The 21,274-nt window shown below is 52.1% G+C and carries 16 protein-coding genes, 1 tRNA gene and 1 pseudogene; 9 read left to right on the top strand and 9 right to left on the bottom strand.

Going from position 1 to position 21,274, the window contains the following annotated elements:
- Positions 1-3: 3 nt before the first annotated feature.
- Complete coding sequence (gene rnr / locus CWE12_RS08895) at positions 4-2,394, bottom strand: ribonuclease R (RefSeq protein ID WP_126789339.1); 2,391 nt, start codon at positions 2,392-2,394, stop codon at positions 4-6.
- A 215-nt stretch (positions 2,395-2,609) separates the two neighbouring features.
- Between rnr and CWE12_RS08890 the strand changes: the two genes are divergently transcribed.
- The 5 genes from CWE12_RS08890 to CWE12_RS08870 all read left to right on the top strand — a co-directional run bounded on the left by CWE12_RS08890 (position 2,610) and on the right by CWE12_RS08870 (position 9,146).
- Positions 2,610-4,514: a DUF885 domain-containing protein gene (locus CWE12_RS08890; RefSeq protein ID WP_126789338.1), complete on the top strand. Its 1,905-nt coding sequence runs from the start codon at positions 2,610-2,612 to the stop codon at positions 4,512-4,514.
- A 136-nt stretch (positions 4,515-4,650) separates the two neighbouring features.
- Positions 4,651-5,451, top strand: coding sequence for an aldo/keto reductase (locus CWE12_RS08885; RefSeq protein ID WP_126789337.1), 801 nt, complete (start codon positions 4,651-4,653; stop codon positions 5,449-5,451).
- A 77-nt stretch (positions 5,452-5,528) separates the two neighbouring features.
- Entirely contained in the window at positions 5,529-6,557 is a 1,029-nt protein-coding gene (locus CWE12_RS08880; RefSeq protein ID WP_338024193.1) for a response regulator, read from the top strand.
- Positions 6,554-7,504 carry a GGDEF domain-containing protein gene (locus tag CWE12_RS08875; protein ID WP_126789335.1) on the top strand — a complete coding sequence of 317 codons (951 nt, stop codon included), beginning with the start codon at positions 6,554-6,556 and terminating at the stop codon, positions 7,502-7,504. The genes CWE12_RS08880 and CWE12_RS08875 overlap by 4 nt, the downstream gene beginning before the upstream one ends.
- Before the next feature lie 97 nt (positions 7,505-7,601).
- Positions 7,602-9,146 (top strand): methyl-accepting chemotaxis protein, encoded by a 1,545-nt coding sequence (locus CWE12_RS08870; protein ID WP_126789334.1) that lies wholly within the window; start codon positions 7,602-7,604, stop codon positions 9,144-9,146.
- A 43-nt stretch (positions 9,147-9,189) separates the two neighbouring features.
- Here the strand turns inward: CWE12_RS08870 and CWE12_RS13795 are convergent, their stop codons facing one another.
- The 6 genes and pseudogenes from CWE12_RS13795 to CWE12_RS08845 form a co-directional block, all read right to left on the bottom strand.
- On the bottom strand, positions 9,190-9,684 hold the full coding sequence (locus CWE12_RS13795) for a methyl-accepting chemotaxis protein (RefSeq protein WP_476723723.1): 495 nt from the start codon (positions 9,682-9,684) through the stop codon (positions 9,190-9,192).
- Between the two features lie 30 nt (positions 9,685-9,714).
- A pseudogene (locus tag CWE12_RS13790) lies at positions 9,715-10,416 on the bottom strand (PAS domain-containing protein); the annotation flags it as partial.
- A gap of 340 nt (positions 10,417-10,756) precedes the next feature.
- Entirely contained in the window at positions 10,757-11,539 is a 783-nt protein-coding gene (locus CWE12_RS08860) for a ferredoxin--NADP reductase (protein WP_126789332.1), read from the bottom strand.
- A 343-nt stretch (positions 11,540-11,882) separates the two neighbouring features.
- Positions 11,883-12,254 carry a DUF805 domain-containing protein gene (locus CWE12_RS08855; RefSeq protein ID WP_126789331.1) on the bottom strand — a complete coding sequence of 124 codons (372 nt, stop codon included), beginning with the start codon at positions 12,252-12,254 and terminating at the stop codon, positions 11,883-11,885.
- Positions 12,255-12,290: 36 nt separating this feature from the next.
- Entirely contained in the window at positions 12,291-12,818 is a 528-nt protein-coding gene (locus tag CWE12_RS08850) for a hypothetical protein (RefSeq protein WP_126789330.1), read from the bottom strand.
- A 361-nt stretch (positions 12,819-13,179) separates the two neighbouring features.
- Positions 13,180-13,266 (bottom strand) — tRNA-Leu (locus tag CWE12_RS08845).
- 143 nt (positions 13,267-13,409) lie between these two features.
- On the opposite strand from CWE12_RS08845, the gene CWE12_RS08840 reads away from it, so the two are divergent.
- Positions 13,410-13,913, top strand: coding sequence for an RDD family protein (locus CWE12_RS08840; protein WP_126789329.1), 504 nt, complete (start codon positions 13,410-13,412; stop codon positions 13,911-13,913).
- A 69-nt stretch (positions 13,914-13,982) separates the two neighbouring features.
- Here CWE12_RS08840 and lptG read toward each other — a convergent pair whose 3' ends face one another.
- Both lptG and lptF read right to left on the bottom strand, forming a co-directional pair.
- Positions 13,983-15,053, bottom strand: a complete 1,071-nt coding sequence (gene lptG / locus CWE12_RS08835; protein ID WP_126789328.1) for an LPS export ABC transporter permease LptG — start codon at positions 15,051-15,053, stop codon at positions 13,983-13,985.
- Positions 15,053-16,159 carry an LPS export ABC transporter permease LptF gene (gene lptF, locus CWE12_RS08830; RefSeq protein ID WP_126789327.1) on the bottom strand — a complete coding sequence of 369 codons (1,107 nt, stop codon included), beginning with the start codon at positions 16,157-16,159 and terminating at the stop codon, positions 15,053-15,055. The genes lptG and lptF overlap by 1 nt, the downstream gene beginning before the upstream one ends.
- A gap of 181 nt (positions 16,160-16,340) precedes the next feature.
- Here lptF and pepA point away from each other — a divergent pair, with 181 nt between their 5' ends.
- From pepA to CWE12_RS08815, 3 genes are read left to right on the top strand one after another with little or no spacing between them, the layout of a single operon-like run.
- Positions 16,341-17,846 (top strand): leucyl aminopeptidase, encoded by a 1,506-nt coding sequence (gene pepA / locus CWE12_RS08825; protein WP_126789326.1) that lies wholly within the window; start codon positions 16,341-16,343, stop codon positions 17,844-17,846.
- A gap of 1 nt (position 17,847) precedes the next feature.
- On the top strand, positions 17,848-18,294 hold the full coding sequence (locus CWE12_RS08820; RefSeq protein WP_126789325.1) for a DNA polymerase III subunit chi: 447 nt from the start codon (positions 17,848-17,850) through the stop codon (positions 18,292-18,294).
- A gap of 12 nt (positions 18,295-18,306) precedes the next feature.
- Positions 18,307-21,168, top strand: a complete 2,862-nt coding sequence (locus CWE12_RS08815) for a valine--tRNA ligase (protein WP_126789324.1) — start codon at positions 18,307-18,309, stop codon at positions 21,166-21,168.
- Positions 21,169-21,274 lie beyond the last annotated feature (106 nt).

Here is a 21,274-nt window from a genome sequence, read left to right as displayed (position 1 = left end):
TACCTATTTCTGGGCACGTTTAGCTTGTTTCGCTTTGCGCGCTCGATTCCCTTTGCTGGGTTTCTTCTTGTCTGTTTTTTTGCCTGGCTTAGTGCCCGACTTCTTCTCTGGCTTTTTGCCTGGCCGAGCGGCTTTGCCTCGGTCACCTTTCTTCGCGCCTTTGCTGGCAGCCATGCGTGCGGTCATCTTATCGGCATCTCGACGCGACTCGACCCGTCCGGCACTTTCAATATCAGCCAGTTCAAAGTCGATCTTACGCTCATCCAGATTAACCCCTTTAACTTTCACCCGCAGGTTATCGCCAATCCGGAAGACCCGTCGCGAATGCTCGCCAATCAGGAAATGGCGCTCGGCATCAAAGTGGTAATACTCGCTGGAGAGGTTAGAAATATGCACCAGACCATCGATCATCAGGTCGCTAAGGCGGACAAAGAAACCGAAATTGGTCACTGTGGATACCACGCCATCGAATTCAGCGCCGACGTGATCTTGCATGTATTCACATTTCAGCCAGTCATCAACTTGACGGGTCGCATCATCGGCACGGCGCTCGGTGCTTGAACAATGTGCGCCAAGTTCAGCCATGTGCTTTTCACCGTAATGAAAGCCACCGTCAAGACCGGTCAGGTCACGCTTCAATGAGCGCAAAATGTACTTAATCTCGCGGTGCAACAGCAGATCCGGATAACGTCGGATAGGTGAGGTGAAATGCGCGTACTCATCCAGCGCCAGGCCGAAATGCCCTTCATTGTCAGGCGTATACACAGCCTGCTTCAGTGAGCGCAGCAACAAGGTCTGGATCAGTTCATGGTCAGGCCGCTCCGCAACTTGCTGCAGCAGATTGGTAAAGTCTTTTGGTTGCGGTTCATCACCGCCCCCCAGTTGCAGACCCAACTCACCCAGGAACGAGCGGAAACCTTCAAGACGGTCGTCATCGGGCGTTTCATGCACCCGATACAAGGTTAAACCCTGATGTTTTTCAACAAAGCGTGCAGCGGCCACATTGGCCATGATCATGCATTCTTCAATGATCTTATGCGCCACATTGCGGTGCACCGGCACAATCTCGTCTATTTTGCGCTGAGCATTGAAGATAAAACGCGTTTCCAGGGTTTCAAATTCAATTGCGCCACGCTGTGCCCGTGCCGCTTTCAAAATGTCATAAAGCGACTTTAAATTCTTTAAGTGCGGCACCTGTGGTTCATATTGCTGCTGTAACTTAGGGTCACCTTCAAGGATCTTAAATACTTTGGTATAGGTCAGCCGGGCCTTCGAGTTCATCACCGCCGGGTAGAAATCGTATTTCTGCAGACGACCACGGCCATCAATACTCATTTCCGCGACCATACACAGGCGGTCCAGATTCGGGTTCAGCGAGCACAGACCGTTGGACAACTTCTCCGGCAACATCGGCACCACATTATCAGGAAAGTAGACCGAGGTACCGCGGGTATGTGCTTCATCATCTAAGGCGGATTTAGGCGTCACATAATGGCTGACATCGGCTATCGCCACCCACAAACGAAACCCTTTTCCGTCAGGCTCACAATAGACGGCATCGTCAAAGTCGCGCGCGTCCTCACCATCGATGGTCACCAGCGGCATGTCCGTTAAGTCGACCCGCCCCGCTTTGTCGGCGTCACTGACTTCTTCGGCGATGCTCTCCACCTGCGCCAGCACTTCGCTATTCCACTCATAGGGAATGCCGTGCTCACGAATCGCTACCTGAATTTCCATGCCCGGCGCCATGTGCTCGCCAAGGATTTCAGTCACGGTAGCCACGGGGCTACTGCGTCGGCTCGGCCGTGACACCACTTTCGCTACCACCATCTGGCCGTGACGGGCGCCATTTACATTTTCCGCCGGGACAATCAGGTCCTGGCTAATGCGGCTATCGTCCGGCACTACCACCGAAACGCCTTTCTCGACAAAGAAGCGTCCGACAATTTCCTGGGCGCCGGCTTCTACGACCCGCACCACACGAGCTTCCGTGCGGCCGCGTTGGTCAGTACCGCTTTCTTTAACCAGTACAATATCGCCATGCAGAACCAGCTGCATCTGATGATACGGTAAGAATAAGTCCGCCCCGCCTTCCAGCAACTGGACAAAGCCAAAGCCGTCACGGTGGCCGATCACGCGACCTTTTTTCAGGTCCATGCGCTCAGGCAAGCCGTAGGCATTTGCTTTGGTGTATACCAGCTGACCGTCCCGCTCCATCGCGCGTAAACGTCTTTTAACGCCTATATGCTGGCGTTCATCGTCAAGCTTAAACTGGCGGAGAATGTCGTCGTAGGCGAGTGGTTTTGCCTGAGCCTCAACGGCGGCAAGTAATTCGTCACGAGTGGGTATTGTCACTTCGTATTCGGGCTGATTTGCGCCCTGCTCATCTGTCATTGCGATGATTGTTTCCTGCTTAATAAATGGTTTAATTTCAAATTTGGGTGTCACCCTGTCCCGGCCAGCGCCTGGCGGCCTGAACCTTTCATTACTACTTTTAAACTGAGTATAACAGTCGCACCAGTATCATGCTATGTTGTTGCTTGCACGACTTTTTTGCCCCATGCCAAGGGCTGGAGCAGCAAATAAAGAAAACAATAACAGGAGTCCATATGCATAAGTCCATCCTTGCCGCGACCTTACTGGCGTTACTCGCCGGTTGTCAGGACGCGCCCGATACCAATTCAGCCCCAGCCGGTCAACAAAACGCTCAGGACCATGCCGCAGCAGGAAGTGAAACAAGAAGTGAAGCACAAAGCGACCAGAGCGCCAGTGAAGCAGAAACAGCACGCCTCAATAGCTGGTTCGATGAAAAATTCGAAGAGCAACTGCAACAAAGTCCGTTGCGGTTAACCATGCTTGGGCGTAAGGACCGCTATGACGAAATTGACGATGTCAGCCGAGAGGCTGAGCGCGAGCAATTTGCCTGGTTAGAAAGTAGTGCCGAAGAGCTACAAGCCAATTTTGATTATGACCTGCTCGACGACGATGCCAAAATTTCCTACGACCTGTGGATGTTTCAGTACGAGTTAGCCCGCGATGGCATGCCCTTTCTTGAACACGGCTATGCCTTTGATCAAATGCGCGGCGCCCACTCCTTCTTACCGCAAGTGCTACTGGCCTACCACGGGGTAGATAACCAGGGTGACATGGAAGCATACAACAGCCGTATCCGGGGCATCGGCGGCGCAATTGAAGAACTGCTAAGCCAGGCCCAGGCAGCCGCTGAAGACGACCGTCGGCCACCACGCTTTGCTTACGACCACGTCATTCGTCAAAGCAAAGCCCTCATTGACGGGGCTCCGTTCAGCGACAGCGACAACGAAGCACCTATTTACGCCGACGCTAAACGCAAAGTTGACGAACTGCGTGAGCAGGAAGAAATTAGCGCCGAGCAGGCTGACCAGTTGCTAAACGAAACCCGCACAGCGTTGACCGAAGAATTTGCTCCGGCCTATCAGTCATTGATTGACTGGCTTGAAAGTGATCGTGAAAACACCGAGGTCAACACCGTTGGTGTTAGCCGTCACGCCGATGGTGAAGACTACTACAACTACATGTTGCGCGTTTCTACCACCACCGAACTGACTGCCGATGAAATCCATCAAATCGGGCTTGACGAAGTCGACCGCATCACCGGGGAAATGAATGGCATTCGCGAGCAGGTCGGGTTCGACGGTGACTTACAGGAATTCTTTGAGTTTATTCGCACTGACGAACGCTTTTTCTTCCCCGACACCGACGAAGGTCGCGAAGCCTATTTACAGCAGTCCCGTGACTTTCTTGACAACATTGCCGATAAACTGCCTGAATTCTTTGGTCGTCTACCCAAAGCAGACCTCGTTGTCCGTCGTGTTGAGCCTTATCGTGAACAGGACGGCGCACCGCAGCATTACTACCCGGGATCACCAGATGGCTCGCGTTCAGGGGTCTACTACGCGCATTTGAGTGACATGAATGCGATGCCTAAAAACGAAATGGAAGCCATTGCCTACCATGAAGGTAACCCTGGTCACCACATGCAAATCTCTATTGCGCAGGAGCTTGAGGATGTTCCTCAGTTCCGCACTCAGGCACGCTTTACTGTTTACAGCGAAGGCTGGGCTTTGTATTCAGAGCCGTTAGCCAAAGAAATGGGCGGCTACGAAGACCCGTACTCTGACTTTGGCCGCCTGGTCACCGAAATCTGGCGCGCAGTGCGCCTGGTCGTCGACACTGGCATGCATGCCAAAGGCTGGACCGAAGAGGATGCAGTCGAGTACTTCTCGTCGCATACACCGGTTCCAGAAGCCGCTGTGCGCTCTGAAGTTCAGCGCTACCTGGTTATGCCAGGTCAGGCAACCTCCTATAAAATCGGCATGATGAAAATTCAGGAGCTACGTGCCTGGGCAGAGCAGGAACTGGGCGACGATTTCGATATCCGCGGCTTCCACGACACCGTATTAGGCGGTGGTGCACTGCCATTGCCGTTATTGGAACGTCAGGTGCAAAACTGGGTCCGCGAGCAGCAAAGCTAAACCGCCGCGCCCGCGTCACTCGTAGAAGCCCTGCCACTGGCAGGGCTTTTTTTATCCCTGTTTTACACCACTGTGGCTGGCAAGGCGCGTCAGCCTTTCTATAGTTAGGGGTATCCGTAACAAAGATGGAGGCAGTATGTTTGAACCTATCGGACTCGGTACCTTTCGTATTCAAGGCAAACAAATGACCCAGGTGGTCACTGATGCGCTTGAGATTGGCTATCGGCACATTGACACCGCACGCATGTATGGAAATGAAAAAGACATAGGCAAAAGCCTGCAACAAAGTTCACTGCGGCAAGAGCAGGTCTGGGTAACCAGCAAGGTCTGGCATGAAAACCTCGAACATTACGCTCTGCTCGACAGCCTGCGTAAAAGCTGCGATGACCTGAAACGCGACTTTCTTGATCTGGCCCTGATCCACTGGCCGGATACCTCCGGGGAAGTCCCGTTGAAGGAATCACTGGATGCACTACAAAAAGCAAAGCAGGAAGGGCTGATCAAACATTTTGGGGTCTCAAACTTTAACCGTCAGCTGTTAAAAGAAGCAATTTCTCACGTCGGCGCAGACAATATTCTGACCAACCAGATAGAAATGCACCCGTTCCTAGCCAATCTGCCAATTGCCAACCTGTGTGACCAGCATGACATCCGGGTAACCGCTTACATGCCCCTGGCCAAAGGCGAGGTGATGAATGACCCGACACTGCAACAAATTGCAGAAGACCACGACACCAACCCGGCAGCGATTAGTATTGCCTGGTTGCTGCAGCACAAACGCACAGCCATTCCTTCATCCACTAAGCTCGAGCATCTGCGCAGCAATTTCGATGCTCAGCACCTTCACCTGTCACCGCAGCAAATGCACCAGATCGACAGTCTGGATAAAGGCATGCGACTGATCGATCCGGATTTCGCTCCCGACTGGTCAAGTTAGTCAGCGACGCTCAGGCATAGGTGCCATTGCGACATCACCCTGAGTCGGGCAAAATAGACCCATAAGCCCGATTCCTGATGTATACAAAAGCGAGTGGACCTATGCCGTTACCTGTTCTAATCTGCGACGACTCCGCCATGGCTCGTAAAGTGATGGCTCGATCGTTACCAGGTGACTGGGATATCGACGTCAGCTTTGCCTGTGATGGACGCGAAGCCATCAGCGCGATCGAAGCGGGTCGCGCTGATTTACTGTTTCTCGATCTTAATATGCCGGTGATGGACGGCTACGAAGTCCTGCAGACCATTCGTCAGCGTGATTTGCCGACGATGGCGATTGTAGTCTCTGGCGATGTCCAGCAAGCCGCTTATGACCAGGTCATGGCATTAGGTGCCCTTGATTTCATTAAAAAGCCAGCCAACGGTAAAAAGATTGCCGATATCCTGCAGCGTTACGGCATCGTTGAGAAACCTCAACCACCGTCAGAGCGTATCGTCGACAGTGTCGCCGACACCCCGACCCTGGCAGTCGCCTTACAGGACCTGATGCAGGAAGTCGTCAACATCGCCATGGGCGAAGCAGGTGCCAGCCTGAGTAAATTGCTCAATACCTTTGTTAAATTACCCGTACCCAAAGTAATGTCCTGCCGCTATGACGAACTTCATCGCTACATTGCGGCAGCCAACTACACCACCCTGAGTGGGGTCACCGAAGGTTTTATCGGTAACAACATCACTGGCGAAGCCATTTTGCTGATTGACGAGCAAAGCTTTGGTCGTTTATTCAAACTCTTTGACTACGACCAGCGGCTGCGCAAAGTCAGTGACCTTGAAGTACTGGTCGACTTATCCTCAGTAATTACCGGTGCCTGTCTGCAAAGCATAGGCACGCAGCTGGATTTACAATTAAGCTATAGCGCGCCCGTCATGCTCGGCCGTCAGCAAAATGCCAGCGAATTACTCAACAATGCCAACAAAGCACAACAGGTCCTTGCCATCGAAGTAAATTATGCGATTCCCGATCAGTCAATTGACTGCGATCTGCTGATTGTGTTTACCGAGCAATCAATTGCCGAACTGGAAGACAGAGCCGGGTGCCACCAATGAACGAACAAACACAAAACATGCACAGCCTGTTACAGATGCTGCAAACCATCGAAGCAGGCTTAGTGGTATTAGACCGTAACAACCAGGTCCAGGTGTGGAATAGTTTCATGGAGAACCATAGCGGTGTCCGTGTCTCCAAGGCTCGCGGCAGCAACCTGTTCGAACTATTTCCCGAGCTCCCCGAGCGCTGGTTGCGGCGTAAAATTGATTTCGTCTTCGGCCTTAAAAGCCGCGCCTATTCGACCTGGGAACAGCGCCCTCACCTGTTTGATTTCAGCAGTGTGCGTCCGCTCACCGGCAATACCACGCTGATGTATCAGAATCTGACTATCAACCCGTTACTCGGACCCGACGGCGAGGTCGCTCAGGTGTGCATGCTGATCTACGACGTTACCGACACCGCGATGAGTAAACTCGCGCTGCGCAGTGCCAATCAGGCCCTGGAACACTTAAGTCAGACCGATAAACTAACCGGGTTATTTAACCGCGGTCACTGGGAAGAGTGCTTAATTCAGGAATTCCAGCGCCTCAAACGCTATTCCGGGGACGCCTCGTTATTGCTGTTTGATATTGACCATTTTAAAGCAGTCAACGACAACTACGGCCACGACGTCGGCGACGAAGTGCTCCGTCAAATGGCCAATCTGATCCGGGCCAATCTGCGTGAGACCGACATTGCAGGCCGTTTTGGTGGTGAAGAGTTCGCTGTCCTGTTGCCCAATACACAGGCTGAACCTGCTCTGCAATTAGCTGAGCGGTTGCGGCGCAAAGTACGCGAATATCCGATGCAACATACCGAGGGTAACTTTCAGGTCACCATCAGTATTGGCGTAGCCGACTTCAACAGCAACCAGACGTCGCATCAGGAGTGGTTAAAACACGCTGACAACTCACTGTATCAGGCTAAAAATGCAGGCCGTGATCAGGCGATCCTCTTTAAAAACTAGCTGAAATCACTCGACCTTGGTCGTAAAAGCACTACTTTGAGCGCAAATTATGTTAACAGTATAAGCACTTAATAATTATAACTAATAGGTGTTCTCAATGGCTCATATATGGATTTCTGCTATTGTCCTGCTCGGCATTGTGGTTCTGCATACACTATCACTCAGCGTTAACATACCACCCTGGTTAAGCCTTTCGCTGATGATCGTTGCAGCTGGCGGCCTGATCATTATAGTACGCCGACAGCAGCGCGCTCTGAGCGACGAGACACGGGTCGATGCCGGCGATGAACTGGATCTCGCTGCCATTACTGACGCCACCTCGCGGCTTGCAATTGGATCTGCCGAAGTTTCTTTTTTCATTGACGGCCTCAGCCAGCAAATTCACCACAGCAGCGATGCCAGTCGTGAGCTCGGTTCAGCCAGTCAAAACCTGTCTGATACCAGCCGACACCTGAATGACAACCTGCAGCAAATTGCCGGAAATCTGCAGCAGACTTCAACTGCGACAGCCGCCGCCGATCAGCGGATTAAAGGGGTGGTCGATAACCTTAACCTGTTGGCAAGCTCAGTCACCGACACCAGTAATCAGCTCCAGCAGCTGCACCATAGCGCCGATAACATTCAGCGCATTACCCAGGTCATTGAACAAGTTGCTGAACAAACCAATCTGTTGGCTCTGAACGCCGCCATCGAAGCAGCCCGGGCCGGCGAGCAAGGCCGCGGGTTTGCCGTTGTCGCTGATGAAGTGCGCACTCTTGCCGCCAAGACCGCCACCGCCACACATGAAATCACCGACATGCTCTCCACTATTCGCCAGCAAAGCGCGGACAGTGCTGCAGCCATGCAGCGACTGCAACAGCAGAGTACGGCAGTGCAGCAGGACCTCAACACCACCGCTGCCGACTTCAACGACATCACCGGGCAGGTTAACACGGCCACCGAGTCGGTCGGTCACCTCGAAACCCTCAGCGATACTCTGCAGAACACCAGCGAACGGGTCAATCAGTCGGTCGACGAGTTAACCGGCGCATTGCGCGACGTTGAACAGAAGAGTTCACAGATTGCTCAGCAGGCGGTGGCCCTTTCAGAACAGACTGAAAGCATTTACAGCAACCTGAGTGATTCAAGTCACGAGAGTTTTTATTCACCCATTTTTGTCGCTGCCAAAGAAGCGGCTGCCGCGGTCGGAGTTTGCTTTGAAAAGGCCATTGCCAATGGTGAACTGAACGAGTCTGATATGTTTAGTTACGACTACAAGCCGATTGCCAATACCAATCCACAAAAATATCAGACCCCGTACGACAGCTACACCGACCGTCATCTGCCAGCCATTCAGGAGCCTATTTTAGAAACCCTGGGCAACGTGCTTTATGCAGGTGCTGTGGACCGTAAGGGCTATTTTCCGACCCATAACAAAAAATTCAGTAAGCCGCTGACCGGTAACTACCAGACCGACCTCCTCAACAACCGCAGTAAACGCATTTTCGATGACCGCACTGGTAGTCGCTGTGGCGACCATCAGCACCCATTGTTACTGCAAACCTATAAAAGAGACACCGGCGAGATCCTGCACGACCTCTCGGTGCCGATTTATGTTCATGGTAAACACTGGGGTGGCTTTCGGATCGGGTTTAAAGAATAAATAAGTGACCCGGGGGCAGAATCTACGCGCAGCATTCCAGCGTCTAATTCAACTGCTGGATTGCCTGAGTGATATGTTCTGCGCCCGCCTCTATTTCCGTCATCACACTCTCAACTAATGAAATACTGCTATGACTCTCCTGCGCCAGCCCCGCAATGGACTCGGTGCCCGACGCTATTTCATTTGCGATATCACGACTTAATTGCATCACCCTGCCAATATCATCGGTCGCCAGAGTCGTGCGTCGTGCAAGGTTTCGCACCTCATCCGCCACGACTGCAAAACCACGTCCCTGCTCGCCCGCTCGCGCCGCTTCAATAGCCGCATTTAACGCCAGTAAATTGGTTTGCTCAGCAAGACCGTTAATCGTTCGCACAGTCTCTTCGATGTTCTTAGTCTGCCCCTGCAACCGCTCAACGACCGTACCGATTTGATCACTCGACTGATTAACCAAGGTGCCGGTAGCCACGGACGACTCAATAGCGCTTTTCACTTTAACAATAAGCGCAGCGGTTTGCCTTGAACTGACCAGAGCCATTTCAGCCACTTCCCGGGTCCGTTCGGCGGCTATGACTCGTTCGGTAATGTCCGTGGCGAATTTGATAACTTTGGTCACTTTACCCCGGGCATCCAGAATCGGGTTGTAGCTTGCTTCCAGCCAGATAACCTCGCCATCCCGGCGAAAGCGTTTAAACTGACCCGTTTTGTACTCACCTTGCGCCAGCGCTTGCCAAAATTTCGGATGACTGGTGTAGAATTCGTCATCACAGAAAATTCGATGATGCTTGCCGACAACCTCTGACTTGCTGTATCCCACCGCATTCAGGAAATTATCGTTCGCCGAGCGTATGTCGCCATCCGGACTAAATTCAATAACCGCCATGGAACGATTGATGGCATCACTAATTGCCCGCTCCTGCTCCAGCGCGTGTACGTCTTTCGTAACCTCGTTGGCAATCTTCATTATGGATGTCACTCGACCATTTGCGTCGCGAACAGGAAAATAGGTCGCATCCAACCAACAGACTGAGCCATCGCCCTTTATGCGCAGGAAACGTCCATGCTGAACCTCACCAGCAGCAAGCTGAGACCAGAATCGGCGATAATTCGGTGACTCGCGTTCTTCTTTGCTACAAAACATACGATGATGCTTGGCCTGCACGTCACTCAACTGGTATTGCATAACCCGAAGAAATACCTCGTTCGCAGTAATAACATACCCTTCAGGGGTGAAATCAATACGCGTCACATTCTCGTCAACCGCCGCCATTTGCTGTTCAAGCTCTTCGACTCGTTGACTTAAACCTGCCAGTTGAGAGCGCCTTTTGCTACCAAACATATACCCATATCCATTGGTCAAAATCAAAGCGGAAAGTATAAAAGAGCATCATTCGTTCTCAATATCTCAGGTGAGATAGCTAAACAAGCAAAGGATACTGTAGGTACACTACAATAAAACTCACTCCAAACTCGCTAAATGTGTATGCAAGATGTGTAATTCCTGACGCGTTTTGCAAGCATTTCAAGGCTAACGTCAGCACAGTGAATACGCGTAGAGCTCGCCAGCAAAACGTGTACTATTTGCTAACGAAAACAGGCCGCACTGTTACTTATTTTTCCAGAAAAGCCTGCTCTACCACAAAATCTCCCTGCCGCCGCGACGTGGCCTTTTGAAATCCCCGCTCGGTCAACAAGCCAATGCAGTCTTCCAGCATATGGTCATTGCCACATAGCATCAGTCGGTCATGCTCAGGGTTTAATGCCGGCATATTGAGTTGCTCTGTCAGGGTATTGGTTTCAATTAAGTGAGTGATACGGCGTTGGTGCGCCTCTGTACGAAATGGCTCACGCGTAACCGTTGGGTAATAGACCAGCTTGTCGCGGACCCAGTCACCAAAGAACTCATTGCCAGGCAGTTCGTCGCAGATTGTTTGCTGGTAGGCTAACTCGGTTATAAAACGTGCGCCGTGAACAAGAATAACCTTGTCAAACCGCTCATAGATATCGGGATCTTTAATAATACTCATGAAAGGCGCTAACCCAGTCCCCGTTGCAAGCAAATACAAGTGTTTGCCAGGAACCAAGTGGCCGGGAACCAGACTACCCGTGGGGCGGGTCGACAGAAGGACCTCGTCATCAACCTGCAAGTGTTGCAGTCTCGACGTCAGCGCTCCACCCGGTACTTTGACACTAAGAAATTCCAGTTCACTTTCATAATTTGCACTTGCGATGCTGTATGCCCGCAGCAGCGGCTTACCTTCAACGCGTAAACCAATCAACACAAACTGCCCGTTCTCAAAGGTAAAGGTTGGTCGTCGGGTCGTCTTAAAACTAAATAGTGTGTCGCTCCAGTGATGAACCTGAGTCACCCGCTCTGAAATTAAATTGCGCATAAGCACTTCCCTTCTGCCAAAGAACCAACCTATGTAGATGATGCATCAACACTCGCTGCTCACTATGCGCTTTCAGACGGGCGTACGGAAGCTACAAGCACTGGCAGCCAGGCCGGATTACGCGGGACTTAACTTGGAAGCTCAAAGTGAGATTAAACGAGGTTAACATGAGTGACACCAGCAACCCTAGATCATCGCCTTGGGAGTCGGTGCGTGACGAGTAAGGATTGGGTATTGAGAAATGACGAGTGACGAAAACGTTGGAGGTAAGCACTAAAGGAAAAAAGCGCGACTTGTGAAAAGTCGCGCTTTTTGATCACATGATTATCTTTTGAGACTAACCTTAGGCAGCAACTGCTTTTGGATTGCTACCATATATATTATCTTCAGGGTTGCTGTCCTGAACTAAAAATACAAGTAACACGATCAAACCGATTAACGGAATTAATGAGATGAAAATCCACCAACCTGACCGCCCTGTGTCGTGCAGTCTGCGCACCAGAACAGCAAGACTTGGAATAAATATTGCGAGTGCATAAACACCGCTAAGTAACCCTAGTCCAATTTCAGCATCGAACGTACCTATGACACCATCAATAAAGCCAAGAACAAAGCTTACAATTAAGTTAAAAAGTATAAACATCCAATATTCTTTGCGGCGTGCACGCCCCTGAAATACTGCATACTGCTTTAACACTTTTAAATACCAGTTCATATAGTTTCCTTATTGTGTGATTTACCTGATAGAAATTTAATTTGCTCTCGATTTAATAACCATAAACACATACGCCATCTGTGCCGCCACTGTGCTGTCCAGCTCATTCGGATCAAAGTTAAGTTGATTAGCATAGGCGGTTTGTAATTGCTCAACCGGTTCCTGCGAGTCTTCGAACGAGGTACCATCCGCCCACGTGGTTCTTATTTGAACATTATCAATTTGAAACGTCTGATCTCGATTTATCGTAAACTGAAAAGTTTGTAAGTTTGAATCAATATCCAGGTGGTCAGCATCTTCTAACTCATTTTCTGGCAACAAGCTCTTTGTGCGGGAAATAAACTGCTCGATTTTATGTTGACAGGAAAACTGAACAACTTGCACACCATTATCGGTCTCAAATTCTTCCCACTCTCTTTTTTCGCAGCTTTTCCAGCTATCCAGAGCTTCGCCAACGGTAATAGTCCCATTGAAATCCATGGTTCCGTTTTTCACAAAATCTGTATCACTCACGCAACCAGTTAAAGCCAAAACAAGAGGTGCGCCGAAGAGCAATTTCTTCATTCTCTATCTCCATTAGTTATTGATTCATTCTATGCGAAATCAGGACCGCGCATACAATGACATTTGCTTTCCTGCAGGGTATTTGAACGACGATAATAGAGGGGGGTGACAGTCAATGGAAATAGTGCGGCGAATTGACATGGTACATCCCTTTACGTTCTTTTTACATTCCTGGGTAGACCGTATCAATGTTCTTAATTTTCATCAAGCAATTAATGAACAACGCATTAACTCAGTACTGGAACTGACAAATCGAGTCCAGGCGCACGTAACCGCGGCTTGTAAGGGAATAAGCGCAATTCCGCCAGGCCGAAAGCCTCACTATAAAACACGTTATATATAACAGGGGAATCAAAAAATATGGTGCCTAGGGTCGGACTCGAACCGACACGGGTTTAACCCCGGCGGATTTTGAATCCGCTGCGTCTACCAATTTCGCCACCCAGGCTTAGGAGGGCTGCCCGACTGCGCTAAAAGTGCCGTCAAAGCGAGAGGCATTATACCCGCGCACTGAGTTGAATCAAGGGGAATTTCACAGAAATTTCATGTTATCATGCGCCCCCGTTCAAGTTTTAAACATGAGACTCGGTTATGTCCGCAAACCCCGACCACACCGTCTTTCCCCGTGCCGGATTTTTCCGTCGCGTTGGCGCATGGGTATACGATCTTCTGGCGATTACCGCTATTCTGATGCTTGCTTCCGGGCTCGCGCTGGCCTTCGTTGCTATATTGGTTGCCAGCAACCTGTTAACACTACCGGCTGGCACCGACCATGCAAATGTTCTGGAAGGCAATCTGCTGTTTCAGGCGTATCTGCTAGCTGTGGTGTTTTGGTTTTTTGCCGGGTTCTGGGTTCGTGGCGGTCAAACCATTGGCATGCGCGCGTGGCGAATGAAGGTACAGAATACCGATGGTTCCGGCATTAGCTGGAAGCAGGCAACCATTCGGCTGCTTCTGGCAGCATTCGGGTTAAGTAATATCGGCGTGCTGTTCTCGCGGGAAAAGCTGGGCTGGCATGATCGGGTGGCAGGCTGTGAGGTCATCGAATTAAGCGCCGAAGCCAATAAATTACGTAACTGGCGACGCCTTAAGTAACCAACCACGTACATAACATATATAACTAACATACAAAAAAACGCCTGCTAGTCAGGCGTTTTTTTTCACCTAAACCCGTTGTCGGTGCAATATATAGATTGCCGCAGTGGCAAATAAAAGGCTGGGTAACACCGCTCCTAACGCTGGCGGCAGACTATAGACCTGGGAAACCGGTCCGAATACTTCGTTCGACATATGAAAGACGAAGCCAGTAATGACCCCTAACAGAATCCTTGCGCCCATCGTCACCGAGCGCAACGGTCCGAAAATAAATGACAAGGCCACTAATAACATCACCGCGACTGTCAGGGGGGCCAGGGTTTTGCGCCACAATGCCAACTCATAGCGGCTTGCATCCTGATTGTTGCTGTTCAGATAATTGACGTATCCACGCAATCCCCGAATTGGCAAAGCCTCAGGGTTGACCGTTAACACCCCGAGCTTATCCGGGGTCAATCCCGAGCGCCAGACCCAACTGGCCAGTCGGTAATTATCGATCGCATCTTCCTGCATTTCGGTATAGCGCACATTGCGTACCCGCCAGCCGTCATCTGCATACTGAGCACTTTCACCACGAATGACCCGTTCCAGTTTGCGTTGTTCTGAAAACTGGTAAATCGTCACGTCCAGCAGCAAACCGGTGTCCTGCACTTCACCAATATTGATAAACTGGCTGCCGTCCCGTGCCCACTGCCCCTGCGGGCCGCTGATCAGGCTACCGCCCGATATCGCCTGGGCACGCAACTGGCGCGCCTTACTTTCCATCTGCGGCGCCACCCACTCGCCAATCGCGGTAATCGCCAGCATCATAATAATCGCCGACTTCATCACTGAGCCGACAATATCAAGCCGCGACCGGCCAGCCGCCATCATAACCACCAGCTCACTGTTACTGGCCAGCATCCCCATCCCAATTAGGCCCCCCAGCAGCGTCGCCATGGGGAAAAACTGCTCCACATCACGCGGCACGCTAAGAAATACAAACGCCAGTACGTCCATCATGTCGTAACTGCCGCGGCCAATACTGCGCACCTGCTCAACAAAACGAATCAAGCCGCTTAGCCCAGCCAGTACCGCAAGACTTAGGGCGGTGGTGGTTAACACTGTTTTACCAATGTAGCGATCTAGAATACTGAACATCAGCTACGCCCCCTGATTCTGGCCACCACTTTCTGCCCTGCGGAACGCCCTTTAAACACCAGTAAGAACCCAAACACGGCCAGCGCCACATGGATCCACCACAAGCCAATCACGGGTGAAAATGCACCATCACCCAGTGCCCGTTTAGCAGCCATCAGTACCAGGAAATACCCCAGGTAAATTAACAACGCAGGCCCCATTCGGGCGAATTTCCCCTGCCGCGGATTAACCCGTGATAATGGCACTGCAATCAGAGTAAGCAGGGGCATCGCCAGTGGGATCGCAATACGCCACTGCAACTCGGCCTGGGCCTGGTAATCGCCGCGACTGGCCAGCTCAAGGGTCGGAATCGCTTCTAAACGTCGTCGTTCCTGATCCACTTCCTGCTCGCGTATTTGCATTTGATAACGGTCAAACTGCATCACCTGATGGTCGAGATCGATCACATGTTGCGAATAACGCCGTCCGTTTTCCAGTACCAGAGTCTGAGCACCAGCACCGTCCGAATTGACCGTGCCCGTTTCAGCCATGACCACACTCGCCCGCTCCCCGCGGAGCTCAGCACGTTCCGGCAACTGGGCGACGAAAACCCCGCTCAGAGTGCCATCCGACTCCTGCCGTTCGACAAAAATAACCGCGTTCTGACTGGCCGCCTGTTGAAAACGTCCGGTCTGCACCGCGCTCAGTCCGGCTTCCATCCGCGCCCGTTCTGCAATCTCATATTCCTGACTCAGCGCCCAGGGGCCGAGCCATAAGGTGAGCACCGCGGTCATACATGCCAGAGCAGATGAGAGGACCAGAGTGACCCGGGTGACGTACCATTCGCTAACGCCGCAGGCATGTAACACCGCCATTTCATTGTCCGCATAGATACGCCCATGAGCCATCAAAATGCCTAAAAACAGGCTGATTGGGAGGATCAGTGCCGCTAACGCAGGCAATTGCAACCCAAGCACCTGTATGATGAGCCCGGCTGGTATACTGCCTTCTGAAGCATCGGCCAGCACAGAAACAAACTGCTGGCTTAGAAAAATAACCATCAGCACGGTAAAAACAGCGAGCTGAGCTTTGAATGTTTCGCGAGTTAAGTAACGAAAAATGCGCACGTAATAGTTCTCTTAACCTTGCTTTTCACTGGAAATAAGCGAGTATTTAGGTAAACTTGTCGTTTTCATAAGAATAGCCCTGCAAGCCAATATTCAGCATAGGCTCGCGTCATGAGTTCGACCCATGGATTCGACGTATAATGCCATGCTTGTTTGGAATTCACCAGAAATGGGAGTCACCATGGAATTTAATGTAAAAAGCGGCAGTCCCGAAAAACAGCGTTCAGCCTGTATTGTAGTCGGCGTTTTTGAGCCGCGCCGTTTATCTCCCGCTGCCGAGCAACTGGACACCGTGAGCGACGGCTATATCAGCAATCTGTTGCGCCGCGGCGATCTCGAAGGCAAAGCCGGACAAATGCTGTTGCTGCACAATGTGCCTAATATCCTTAGTGAGCGCGTACTTCTGGTTGGTTGTGGCAAAGAACGCGAGCTGGATGAACGCCAGTATAAGCAAATCATCAGCAAAACCATTGCCAACCTCAATGAGACAGGTTCAATGGAAGCCATCTGCTTCTTGAGTGAACTGCATGTCAAAGGCCGCGATACCTACTGGAAAGTACGTCAGGCGGTTGAAGCAGCCCACAGCAGCCTGTACACCTTTAACCAGCTTAAGACCAAAAAAGAAGAACCGCGTCGACCCTTGCGCAAGCTGGTCTTCAACGTCCCAACCCGTCGCGAACTCAACCTTGGTGAGCGGGCTATCAATCATGGCCTGGCCGTCTCCAAAGGGGTTCACCTGTGTCGCGACGCCGGCAATATGCCACCGAATATCTGCAATCCAGAGTGGCTTGCTGAGCAAGCTGAGAATGTAGCGGAAAATTACACCAACCTGCGTGTTGAGCGGGTTGAACGCGAACAAATGGCTGAACTTGGCATGAACGCCTATCTCGCCGTGTCGCAAGGCTCTGCCAACCCACCCGTGATGACACTGATGCATTACCAGGGCGCTAGCGATGACAAAGCCCCTATTGTGCTGGTCGGCAAAGGGCTGACCTTTGATTCCGGCGGTATCTCAATCAAGCCGTCTGAAGCGATGGACGAAATGAAATACGACATGGGCGGTGCCGCCGGTGTGCTTGGCACCATGCAGGCACTGGCTGAACTGCAGCTGCCTATTAATGTCATCGGTGTTCTGGCTGGCTGTGAAAACATGCCAGACGGCAAGGCCTACCGCCCAGGCGATGTGCTCACCACCATGTCAGGGCAGACCGTCGAAGTTCTCAACACCGACGCCGAAGGCCGCCTGGTACTGTGCGATGCACTGACCTATGTTGAGCGCTTTAATCCGGAATCCGTCGTCGACCTGGCAACTTTGACCGGGGCCTGTGTGATAGCCCTCGGTGCCCACGCCAGTGCGGTCCTCAGTAGCCATAATCCGCTCGCTCATGAACTGATCAACGCCGGTGAGCAAAGCAGCGACCGCGCCTGGCGCTTACCCTTATGGGATGAGTATCAGGACATGCTCGACAGTCCGTTTGCCGACATGACCAATTTAGGTGGCCGTCCGGCGGGAACCATTACCGCCGCCTGTTTCCTCTCGCGCTTTACCAAAAAATACCAGTGGGCGCATATGGATATTGCCGGTACTGCCTGGCAAGGTGGTAAAAACAAAGGGTCCACCGGTCGCCCGGTTCCTCTGTTAACCCAGTTCCTGCTCAGCCGTGCTGGTGCCGAGGCTGGCGAATAACATGGCTCATGCGCGCTTTTACCTGCTCGACAGCATCGGGGACGACAACCTGTTACCCTTCGTCTGTCAGCAGGTTAGCGACGCGTTCCGGCAGGGCCGTCGGGTGCTGGTCATGGCAAGCGACAAAAACCAGGCCGAGGCTATCGACGAGTTGCTCTGGCAACTACCGGCGCAGGCCTTTGTTCCGCATAGTTTAACCGGTGAAGGCCCGCCCTCAGGCTGTCCGGTCGAGGTCAGCTGGCCGGCTGCGAGTCAGGGCAAACCCTGGCCATTGCTGATTAACCTCAGCCAGCAAGTACCCTCTGTCGCGCAACGCGCCCAGCAGGTCATAGATTTTGTTCCTCAGGACGATACGGCGCGTGCCCTCGCCCGCGAACGCTATAAGCAATATCGTCAGTTTGGCATCGCTCTGCATACCGAGCAGGCCACCCTGACCGCCAACGATTAATTGAAGGATATTATGGATAAGACGTACTCTCCGCACGCCATTGAGCAGTCCATGTATGACACCTGGGAACAGGCGGGTTACTTTAAGCCCAGTGGGCAAGGCCAGTCCTACAGCATTATGATCCCACCGCCGAACGTAACCGGGTCCCTGCACATGGGGCATGCGTTTCAGCACACCATCATGGACACTCTGACCCGTTATAAGCGGATGGATGGCAACAACACCTTGTGGCAGGTGGGCAGTGACCACGCGGGCATCGCTACGCAGATGGTGGTCGAGCGCAAACTGGCGGCAGAAGGCGGACCGACCCGGCACCAATTAGGCCGCGACGCCTTTATTGATAAGATCTGGGAATGGAAAGAAGAGTCCGGTGGCACTATCACCCAGCAAATGCGTCGTTTAGGCGACTCAGTCGACTGGGAACGCGAACGTTTTACCATGGACGAAGGCCTCTCCACAGCGGTCCAGGAAGTCTTTGTTCGCTTGTTTGAAGATGATCTGATTTACCGTGGCAAACGCCTGGTGAACTGGGATCCCAAGCTGAAAACCGCTATTTCAGATCTTGAAGTTGAGAACATCGACACCGACGGCAGCCTGTGGCATTTACGCTACCCGTTAGCCGACGGCGCGACCACAGCTGAAGGTGCTAATTACCTGATCGTTGCTACCACCCGACCTGAAACCATGCTCGGTGATGTCTGTGTTGCGGTTCATCCGGACGACGAGCGTTATCAGCACCTGCACGGCAAATACATTTCTCTGCCGTTGGTCGGCCGCCGCATTCCGATTATCGCCGATGAGTATGTCGACCCTGAATTTGGTACCGGTTGCGTGAAAATCACCCCGGCCCATGACTTCAACGACTATGAAGTAGGTAAAAAGCACGGCATGCCATTGATCAATGTGCTCAATGACGACGCGCAATTGCTCACCGCTGCGGAAATCTACAGCAGCAACGGCGAACCACTGGCTGATGCTGACACCAGTCTGCCAGCTGAGTATGCCGGCCTTGACCGCTTCGTGGCGCGTAAGGCTATTGTTGAGGCATTCGAAGCAAAAGGCTTACTCGAGAAAATCGAAAAACACACCAATAAGGTCCCTATGGGTGACCGTTCCGGTGTCGTTATCGAACCTTACCTGACCGATCAGTGGTACGTCCGTGTCGCGCCGCTGGCTAAAGAAGCCACCTCAGCGGTTGAAGACGGTCGTATCGAGTTCGTGCCAAAGCAATACGAAAATATGTACTTTGCCTGGATGCGTGACATTCAGGACTGGTGTATCTCGCGCCAGCTATGGTGGGGCCACCGTATCCCGGCCTGGTATGACGAAGACGGTAACGTCTATGTCGGCCGCGACGAAGCTGAAGTACGCCAGAAGCACAGCCTGAGTGACAGCGTGGTGCTGAAACAGGACGACGACGTACTGGATACCTGGTTCTCATCCGCCTTGTGGACGTTCTCTACCCTGGGTTGGCCTGAAAACACTGAGGATCTGAAGACCTTTCACCCGACGGATGTTCTGGTCACTGGTTTTGACATCATTTTCTTCTGGGTCGCACGCATGATCATGATGACCATGCACTTCCTCAAAGACGAGCAGGGCCAGCCACAGGTGCCGTTCAAAAAAGTCTATGTGACCGGGCTGATACGTGACGACGAAGGCAACAAGATGTCCAAGTCGAAAGGTAACGTGCTTGATCCGCTGGATATGATCGACGGCATCAGCGCCGATGAACTGGTAGAGAAACGCACCGCCAACATGATGCAGGGCAAACTGGCAGATAAAATAGCCAAACGCACACGCAAAGAATTCCCTGAAGGCATTACCGCCCACGGCACCGATGCGCTGCGCTTTACCCTCACCGCACTGGCATCAACCGGGCGTGATATTAACTGGGACATGAAGCGTCTCGAAGGCTACCGTAATTTCTGCAACAAACTATGGAACGCCAGCCGCTATGTGCTGATGAACACCGAAGAGCATGACTGCGGTGTACATGCCGCTGATGACGATATCGAGCTGTCGCTGGCCGACCAGTGGATTATCGAGCGCACTAACAAAGTGGTCGCGGACTTCCGCAAAGCACTGGACACCTATCGTTTTGATCAGGCCGCCAGTATTGCTTACGAGTTCACCTGGAACCAGTTCTGTGACTGGTACCTGGAGCTGACCAAGCCAGTGCTCTTTAACGGCACTGAAGCACAGCAACGCGGGACCCGCCGTACCCTGGTGCAAACCTTAGAGAAGCTGCTGCGCATGCTGCACCCAATCACCCCCTACATTACCGAAGCCATCTGGCAACGTGTCGCTGTGGTCGCGGGCATCGACACCAGCGCGCGCCAAAGCATCATGGTAGAACCCTTCCCGATGGTTGAAGCAGAACGCTTCCCCCAGGCAATGGCTGATCTGGAATGGCTTAAGCTGGTCATCGAAGGCATTCGTAACGTGCGCGGGGAAATGGACATTTCACCAAACAAAGCACTGCCGTTGCTGATTAAGCATGCCGATGACACCGCCAGCCGTCGTTTGAATGACAACGCCAGCTTCTTAAAAGCGCTGGCAAAACTGGAAAGCATTGAGTTCCTTGGAGCCAACGACGAAGGCCCTGCCTCAGCAACCGCGCTGGTCGGCAAACTGGAACTTCATATTCCTATGGCCGGCCTGATTGACAAGGACGCTGAACTGGCGCGCCTTGATAAAGCCATTGATAAAGCGCAGGGCGAGATCAAGCGGGTTGAAGGCAAGCTCAACAACGACAACTTTGTCAGCAAAGCACCGCCTGCGGTAATTGATAAAGAGCGGGCCAAACTGGTTGAGCAACAGGAAACGCTAACCACGCTGGAGCAGCAGCGGGCGAAAATAGCCGCCATGTAAGCGGCGCTAACCCTGTCCGTAGCTACCACGGCGGCGGATACAAAAAAGCCTGAAGCAATCAAAGCTTCAGGCTTTTTTATTGGACTTAAACTCGAACGCTGAACCT

It is taken from the genome of Aliidiomarina sedimenti (genome assembly GCF_003986955.1).
Lineage (GTDB): Bacteria > Pseudomonadota > Gammaproteobacteria > Enterobacterales > Alteromonadaceae > Aliidiomarina > Aliidiomarina sedimenti.
This window is presented reverse-complemented; position numbering and strand designations above follow the sequence as displayed.